Annotated in this window: 8 protein-coding genes; 6 read left to right on the top strand and 2 right to left on the bottom strand. The window is 34.3% G+C overall.

What is annotated here, in order from left to right; all coding sequences use genetic code 11:
• Positions 1-304 precede the first annotated feature (304 nt).
• The gene (locus HKP48_RS00245; protein WP_296341595.1) at positions 305-808 is read right to left on the bottom strand and encodes a dihydrolipoamide dehydrogenase; all 504 of its coding nucleotides are present in this window, start codon (positions 806-808) and stop codon (positions 305-307) included.
• A 232-nt stretch (positions 809-1,040) separates the two neighbouring features.
• Here HKP48_RS00245 and dnaK point away from each other — a divergent pair, with 232 nt between their 5' ends.
• The 6 genes from dnaK to HKP48_RS00215 all read left to right on the top strand — a co-directional run bounded on the left by dnaK (position 1,041) and on the right by HKP48_RS00215 (position 7,579).
• Positions 1,041-2,945 (top strand): molecular chaperone DnaK, encoded by a 1,905-nt coding sequence (gene dnaK / locus HKP48_RS00240; protein ID WP_296341593.1) that lies wholly within the window; start codon positions 1,041-1,043, stop codon positions 2,943-2,945.
• Positions 2,946-3,133: 188 nt separating this feature from the next.
• Positions 3,134-4,138 (top strand): NAD(P)-dependent alcohol dehydrogenase, encoded by a 1,005-nt coding sequence (locus tag HKP48_RS00235; protein WP_296341592.1) that lies wholly within the window; start codon positions 3,134-3,136, stop codon positions 4,136-4,138.
• A gap of 90 nt (positions 4,139-4,228) precedes the next feature.
• Entirely contained in the window at positions 4,229-5,524 is a 1,296-nt protein-coding gene (locus HKP48_RS00230; RefSeq protein ID WP_296341590.1) for a class I SAM-dependent rRNA methyltransferase, read from the top strand.
• Positions 5,514-6,461 (top strand): nitronate monooxygenase, encoded by a 948-nt coding sequence (locus HKP48_RS00225; protein ID WP_296341588.1) that lies wholly within the window; start codon positions 5,514-5,516, stop codon positions 6,459-6,461. Before HKP48_RS00230 ends, HKP48_RS00225 begins: the two co-directional genes overlap by 11 nt.
• Before the next feature lie 157 nt (positions 6,462-6,618).
• Positions 6,619-7,146, top strand: coding sequence for a hypothetical protein (locus tag HKP48_RS00220; RefSeq protein WP_296341586.1), 528 nt, complete (start codon positions 6,619-6,621; stop codon positions 7,144-7,146).
• Between the two features lie 109 nt (positions 7,147-7,255).
• A complete protein-coding gene (locus tag HKP48_RS00215) occupies positions 7,256-7,579 on the top strand; it encodes a YtxH domain-containing protein (protein ID WP_296341584.1) in 324 nt (107 codons plus the stop codon).
• 244 nt (positions 7,580-7,823) lie between these two features.
• Here HKP48_RS00215 and HKP48_RS00210 read toward each other — a convergent pair whose 3' ends face one another.
• Positions 7,824-8,456, bottom strand: coding sequence for an esterase (locus HKP48_RS00210; protein ID WP_296341582.1), 633 nt, complete (start codon positions 8,454-8,456; stop codon positions 7,824-7,826).
• Positions 8,457-8,670 lie beyond the last annotated feature (214 nt).

Here is an 8,670-nt window from a genome sequence, read left to right as displayed (position 1 = left end):
ATTTACTATTTCCTGTCGCTCAAATAATTCGAGGCTTTTGAAGTATTCTGTGAAATTTTGTGGTATCATGACTTTCGTTTTTACTAAAATACAACTTATTTAAGTCATATTATAGAATATAGCCATCATAAATTGAAAAATATAATGATTTCTCTGTCATTTCGAGCGTAGTCGAGAAATCTAAAGTATTGTTTTACAAGGCATTTCGACTTTAGTTTATGCTGAGCACAGTCGAAGTACTCAATGTAACAGAATGAGTTTGAAATTTTAATTATTACTCATTACGGACATTCAATTTATTTTTTTAATTCAATTCTACATAGTTCATGACAGAATTGAAGTCATTGACGTTTATGTTTTCACTATTTATTAAATCTATAGGTAATATTACTATTCTAAAAAATTGATTTTCTGTATCTCCCGGTAATAAAGTACTAAAGTCAAAACTTGCTGGAGCATCCAAGAAGATGGATACGTTATCAAAGTTGTCCTGAAAGTTGTATTGGAATTCACCTGTTGAAGTATAAATGGTCTGTGGTAAAAGACGCCAAGTGTCTGGATTTTCGTCCCAAAGTAAATAGGCTAATAACATATCATCTTCACCTATAAATACATTTTCGGGGAAATCAACTGTGTTTTCATAACCGTTAGAAGATGTAAAGTTTAGAGGTCCAACTTCAAAAGACTGACCAACAAAATTAACTCCATCTTGTCCATCAAAACCATCAAACCCCGGAGGTCCTTGAGGTCCTTCACAGGCGGTTAGTAATAAAGTTAATACTGAAATTAGGGTAAGTGTACGTTTCATGTTATATAGTTTTTCTTTCTAGCATCAAATCGTGTACCAAAGTCTACAATATGCAAGACATTTTATAAATACAAATTTTTGAGTTCAACATTGGATTGATTTTTAAATTTCAAAAAAAGTGACATCATGTCATATTTTTTCTGATGGCATAATCATTGACTTACTGCAAACGTAATTATTAATGAAATCTAATTTTCGCTAAGGCGGAAATATTTTAAACTATAAACATATTATGAGTAAGATTATTGGAATTGACTTAGGAACAACCAACTCTTGCGTTTCTGTAATGGAAGGTAACGAGCCAGTTGTAATACCTAATGCCGAAGGTAAGCGCACCACACCTTCAGTCATTGCTTTTGTAGAAGGCGGTGAAATTAAAGTTGGTGACCCAGCAAAAAGACAAGCAGTAACAAATCCAACAAAAACGGTTTATTCGATTAAACGTTTTATGGGTAATAAGTATTCGGAGTCTAAAAAAGAAGCAGAACGTGTACCATATACAGTTGTAAAAGGAGATAACGATACACCTCGTGTAGATATTGATGGTCGTTTATATACACCACAAGAATTATCAGCAATGATTCTTCAAAAAATGAAGAAAACTGCTGAAGATTATTTAGGGTCAGACGTAACGCGTGCAGTAATTACTGTACCCGCATATTTTAATGATGCGCAACGTCAGGCAACAAAAGAAGCAGGTGAAATTGCAGGTCTTAAAGTTGAGCGTATTATCAATGAGCCAACTGCAGCAGCATTAGCTTACGGTATGGATAAAAAAGGTACGGACCAAAAAATTGTAGTATTTGATTTTGGTGGCGGTACACATGATGTGTCCATATTAGAATTAGGTGACGGTGTATTTGAAGTATTATCAACTGATGGTGACACACACTTAGGTGGTGACGATGTTGATGAGCGCATTATCGATTGGTTAGCCGAAGAGTTTATTAAGGATGAAGATATGGACTTACGTAAAGACCCAATGGCTTTACAACGTCTTAAAGAAGCTGCAGAAAAAGCTAAGATAGAATTATCGTCGTCATCGCAGACTGAAATCAATCTGCCATACGTAACAGCTACTGCAAGTGGACCAAAACACTTGGTGCGTACATTAACACGCTCTAAATTTGAGCAGTTAATCGATGATTTAATTAAGAGAACCATTGAGCCATGTGAGTCAGCATTAAAAGCGGCAGGATTATCAAAGTCAGATATTGACGAGATTATCTTAGTAGGTGGTTCTACAAGAATACCAGCTGTTGTTGATGCAGTAGAGAAATTCTTTGGAAAAGCACCAAGCAAAGGTGTAAATCCTGATGAAGTTGTATCACTAGGTGCAGGAATCCAAGGTGGTGTATTAACAGGAGATGTAAAAGACGTTCTTTTATTAGACGTAACGCCACTATCTTTAGGTATTGAAACTATGGGTAACGTCATGACGAAGTTAATTGATGCCAATACAACGATTCCTACTAAGAAATCACAAGTATTTTCAACGGCAGCAGATAATCAGCCATCGGTAGAAATTCACGTGTTACAAGGTGAGCGTCCAATGGCAGCAGATAACAAAACAATCGGTCGTTTTCACTTAGATGGTATTCCACCGGCAAAGAGAGGAACGCCACAAATTGAAGTAACCTTTGATATTGATGCCAATGGTATCATCAAAGTATCTGCGGAAGATAAAGCAACTGGTAAAAAGCAAGATATCCGTATCGAGGCATCATCTGGATTAACTGAAGAAGAAATCCAAAAAATGAAGCAAGAAGCTGAAGCAAATGCAGATGCAGATGCAAAAGCTAAAGAAACAGCTGAAAAGTTAAATCAAGCGGATGCTATGATTTTCCAAACAGAAAGCCAGTTATCAGAATTTGGTGATAAATTATCTGATGATAAAAAGAAGCCAATTGAAGATGCTTTAGCAGAATTAAAAACAGCTTACGAATCTAAAGATATCGCAGTTATTGAGCCAGCTTTAGAAAAAATTAATGAAGCTTGGAAAGTAGCTAGTGAAGAAATGTACAAAGCACAAGCGGAAGCACAAGGTGGCGCTGCAGGTCCTGAAGCAGGAGCGCAAGATCAACCGGCAGACGAAAGCTCTGATGTAGAAGACGTAGATTTCGAGGAAGTGAAGTAAGCAGAGAGGCGATTTTACTTTTAGAAAATCGAGCGAATTACTTATGCTGAAGTTGATTCAGTATCTTATAAAAAAACGCAATCCAATTAAGGATTGCGTTTTTGTTTCAATCAAATATTAACATTGATTTAGTTTAATTGAGTACATAAGTTAGTATATTAAAGCTATAACAAAAAAACAGATTATAAATGAAAATAAACGCATACGCAGCAAAAGAAGCAAAAGCCAAATTAGAAAAATATCAATATGAACTTGGAGATATTGGTAATGAAGAAGTTGATATAAAAGTGAGCTATTGTGGATTGTGTCATAGCGATTTGAGTATGATTGATAACGACTGGGGAATGTCGCAATATCCACTAGTACCAGGTCATGAAATAGTTGGAGAAGTTCTTAATGTTGGTAGTGAAGTCAAAGGTCTAAAAAAAGGTGATAAAGTAGGCATGGGTTGGTACAGTGCATCTTGTATGCATTGTAATCAGTGTATGGATGGTAAACAACACCTTTGTGGTGATGCAGAGGGAACAATAATTGGTCGTCATGGCGGTTTTGCAGATGTTGTACGCGGACATTGGTCCTGGGCAACATTATTGCCAAAGGGCATTGATATGGCTAAAGCAGGTCCTTTATTTTGTGGTGGAATTACCGTTTTTAACCCACTAGTATTATCAGGAGTAAAACCCACTGATAAAGTTGGTGTTATAGGTATTGGAGGTTTAGGACATATGGCTCTTAAGTTTTTAAAAGCTTGGGGTTGCGAAGTCACAGCGTTTACATCAAATAAAGATAAAACGGATGCACTTAAAAAAATGGGAGCACATAATGTTGTCGATTCTACAAATACGGACGAGTTAGAAAGTATTGCAGGTAGTTTAGATTTTATACTAAACACAACTAACGTAAAGTTAAATTGGGATGCCTTTTTAACCACATTAGCACCACAAGGAAAATTACATACCGTTGGAGCAGTCTTAGAGCCTATGGAAATTCCAGCCTTTAGTATGATTTCTGGTGAAAAATCTGTTGGAGGAAGTCCGCTTGGAAGTATAGCTCTAACTCGTAAGATGTTAGAATTCTGTGTACGTCACGATATTTATCCTACAGTAGAAGAATTTAAAATGGAAGACGTCAATGACGCCATAAAGCATTTACACCATGGTAAAGCGCGCTTTAGAGTTGTTTTAAAAGCTTAAAGTCATTCTTTTGTAAAAATATAAGCGCAATCAGAAATGGTTGCGTTTTTTGATTAATTAATCTTTACTTTGTATCTCTAAAAATTGGTAATGTTTTTCTCCGATAAAATAAAGCTCAATACGAACTCTAAACGCCTAGCCGTAAAACTCAACGCCAAAGCTGAGCAGTCTGTAGTTAAAGGCCATCCTTGGGTATTTTCTAATAGTATTGTAAAAATTAATGACAATGCTAAAACAGGTGACTTAGCAATTATTTTTAGTAAGAATAAAAATAAAGTTATTGGTTTAGGATTGTACGACGCGAAATCTCCAATCCGAATAAAGATAATCCATAATGCTAACACAAAAGCGGAAATTAATGCTAAATTTTTTCATTCCAAGATTGAAAAAGCTTTTGCTTTACGTACCGAATTATTAGAAACAAATACTAACAGTTACCGTCTCCTTTTTGGAGAGAACGATGGCTTTCCAGGTTTAATTGCTGATGTTTATAATCAGGTTTTAGTTGCAAAACTATATTCTGAAATATGGTTACCTTATTTAGATTCTATTCTTAATAGTTTGCAACAAGTTTCAGAAGCAGTAACCGTAGTGATGCGCTTAAGTCGAAATCTTCAAAATAGCGAAAATCATAATTTTAAAGATGGTGATGTTATTTTCGGAACTTTGGAAAATGAAGTTGTAAAGTTTGTGGAGCACGGTGTCAATTTTTCTGCAAATGTCATAAAAGGACATAAAACAGGTTATTTTTTGGACCATCGTTATAATCGTAGACGTGTAGGCGAGATGAGTAAAGACAAATCTGTTCTAGATGTATTTTCTTATGCTGGTGGATTCTCGGTACATGCACTTGCTAATGGTGCAACTGAGGTTACAAGCTTAGACATAAGCAAGCAAGCTTTAGAGGTTGCTAGAGAAAACGGTAAACTCAACGATTACAACGGTATTCATAAAACTATATCTGGTGATGCTTTTGTTGAAATGAAAAAGTTGATAGACAAATGCAAACGCTATGATGTGGTTGTTATTGATCCACCAAGTTTTGCCAAACAACAATCCGAAATAGAATTAGCAAAAAAGAAATACGCACAATTGGCAGAACTAGGAGCAAAGCTTACTGCAAAAAAAGGGCTATTAGTATTGGCATCTTGTTCGTCTAGAATTTTAGCACAATCATTCTTTGATTTAAATCAACGTGTTTTAAATGAACAACCCCGATTATTTCAAACTGAATTAAAAACAAAACATGATATTGACCATCCGGTAAAATTCCCTGAAGGTGCTTATCTTAAATGTGGGTATTATCAATTCTTAGAGCAAAACTATTATGCATGCATAATATATTTTAGTATATTTGGCAAAACCATTCTTAGATATGCAAACTAAACTTACTCAATTACTTCAGATAAAATATCCTATAATTCAAGCACCAATGTTTTTGGTGTCTAATGTGGCCATGGTAACAGAAGCCATGAATGCTGGTATTGCTGGTTGTATTCCTGCATTGAATTACAGAACGTTAGAAGAACTTAGAGCAGCACTAAAAGAGTTAAAAGACAACAAACCAGAAGGTGGCTCGTTTGGGTTTAATCTTATCGTTAATAAATCAAATATTAAGTACAAAGGGCAATTAGAAGTCATTTGTGAGGAAGGTTGTGATTTTATTATTACCTCTTTAGGAAGTCCAGAAGAAACCATAAGACAAGCACATGCTGCTGGTATAAAAGTGTTTTGTGATGTTGTAGATTTAAAGTTTGCTAAAAAAGTTGAAGGTTTAGGCGCTGATGCTGCAATAGCCGTAAATAATGAAGCTGGCGGACATCGTGGAAATTTAACGCCAGAAGAATTGACAAACCAATTAAGTAAGGAATTAAAGATTCCAGTAATTTCTGCAGGTGGTGTTGGACAACGAACTGATATTGACAAAATGTTGAGCTATGGTGCCGAGGGTGTTTCGGTAGGTAGTCCATTTATTGCATCAGTAGAAGCCGGTGTTACAGAAGAGTACAAACAAGCCTGTGTAGATTATGGAGCAGAAGACATTATTATGACAGAGCGTATTTCTGGTACGCCTTGTACCGTAATAAATACCCCTTATGTAAAAAAAATAGGCACAAAACAAACCTGGTTAGAATCTGTATTAAACAAAAACCGTAAACTCAAAAAATGGGTAAAAATGATCCGTTTTTCAATAGGTATGAAAGCCACAGAAAAAGCTGCTAAAAAAGCCACTTACAAAACGGTTTGGGTTGCTGGCCCAAGTATTGAGCATACTAAAGCTATTCTTCCAGTTAAAGATATTGTAGCAAAACTTATTAGTTAACAAAAGATTTTTTGTTTCTAACTGTTTATAAATCAATAGTTTTGCTATATACTTTTTGTCCGCAAAATCTTAACTTCGCTTAGCAATAGATAAACACAATTGAAACTGAGTTTATCTTTACGTTAAGCTTATCAGAAAATACATACAAGCATTAAAATTGAAAAAAGCCATACTATTTTTAAACCTATTAATTTTTACAATATCTATTGCTCAAGAGCGTGAATATGTAATTACAAAAAAAAAGGATACTATTTACGGTAAAGTAACAAGAGCAACTAGTTTATTGAATGCCCCTAAGGTTAAATTTAAAATTAAAGACTTAAACGGCCATAAGATAATTTTAAAACCTGCAGATGTTGAAACTATAAAATCTCTAAAAGGCGTAGATGGTAAATCCATTATAAGAACTGTTTATGACGATTGGTATGTAAAACAAATTATCGATGGTAGAATAAAAGTGTATCAACTACTAGATGGTGTTATTTTTTATATGTCAAAGGATAGTTCTAAGATTCGGTTAAATGATTTTGGAGGATTTAATAGTAGAAAAGAATCTCACGCAAGAATAAGACCTTTATTTAGTGATAACCCAACGATTTTAAAAGAGTTCGATTCATTAGTTGGGACAGAAAAAAACATCAAGTATATGATAAAGAAGTATAATAGTTTTTACAATAAATACTAATACTATCACCAATAACTTAAACATTCGTTAAATAGACTCCTAAAGACTTAATTTGTAACAAATTGTAATTATTTGCGTCATATAGATACACAACATAAAAAAAATAATTATGATTCAATTTAAAGGCGCACTAGTTTTAGGTGCATTGATAGGCACAGGCATAGGTATCTTAATCGCACCAGAAAAAGGAAGCGATACAAGAGATAAATTAAAGCAAGAAGGTTTGGATGTTAAAGACCAAATAGTTTCTGATTTTAAAGACGTTAAAGAAGACGTATCCAAAGCAGCAGCTTCTGGCAAAGAAAAGCTAAGCGAAGATATTGAGGACTTAAAAGTAAAAGCAAGCCAAAAGGCAGAACAAGCCATTACGTTTTTAGAGAAGCAACTCGCTATTTTAAAGGAAAAGAATAAAACATTGCAGCAAACAAGCTAAACGTTTTTAAAAAAGGCCGACTTAATTGTCGGCCATTCTTCTTTTAAGACACCATAACATCAGGTACTACGTCGATAGCCGTCTTTCATAACGGGACTAACCCATAAACTGTGTAAGTTTAAAAAAAGCTCAGGATTGAATTAATTCAATCCTGAGCTTTTTTAATTTTTATAAAGTTTAAATTTTACACACTTATGAAACCAGATGATTTTTTAAACGACGATTTTTTAAAACAATTTAAAAATCATAGTAGGCCATTTATACAGTCTACATTAACGACATGTTTGCCATCAAAAGGTAAAACTTCCAATCGGTGACCAAATAATTCAATAGCACGCTTGCATTCAATTTCAATTCGCGCTTCATCCAAATACTCGTCTTGAGTACCGTAAATGAGTTTTACTTTGCATTCCGAATTTAGGTAGTTAAAGTCATCTGGAGTTAACTCTTTTGGTATACCGCCAGAATGTAAGACTAATTGCGTTGGTTGTAATTGTCGTTTTGTAGCATAACGAGAAGCAATGCTAACGCCTTGAGAATACCCAAATATGATTAAATTTTTATCATTTGGGATATCTTCAGCTTCCAAAACAGCATCCAAATAATTTAGGATGTTTTGCATTTCAATTTCTGTGTTCTCGCGTGTGAGCCAATTAGCTCCAACATGCATTTTTGGTTGTATGTAATATTTGCTCGGCGCTTGAGGTGCAATAATATAATTCTCGTTACTGTTTAAGCCTTTGAAATATCTTAAAAAGTAATGACTTAAATAACCCATACCATGAAAAACGAGCCAAATATTCTTAGTAGAGGTATTAAGCATATTCAGCGAGTTGTATGTCTTAGATACAGCGTAATTTACTTCTTTTACTTTCAAAATCTTAAAGGTTTAGTGGTTTTTGCAATCAAATATAAAATCAAAAGTCATATAAATGTATTGTATCCAGCCTATTTGTCGGAATCATTTTTATTCGCTTTCAGGTTTAATACCTCGAGGCTTGCCTCGTTAATTATTACTATTTTGTGACTCGATGTCACAGAATAGTAAATATATCCATAAAAGTCATAATGTTACAGTTTTACTATATCAT

Source organism: Winogradskyella sp., from assembly GCF_013042245.1.
Lineage (GTDB): Bacteria > Bacteroidota > Bacteroidia > Flavobacteriales > Flavobacteriaceae > Winogradskyella.
Note: the sequence above shows the minus strand (reverse complement) of the source record. Positions and strands in the feature narration are given on the sequence as shown.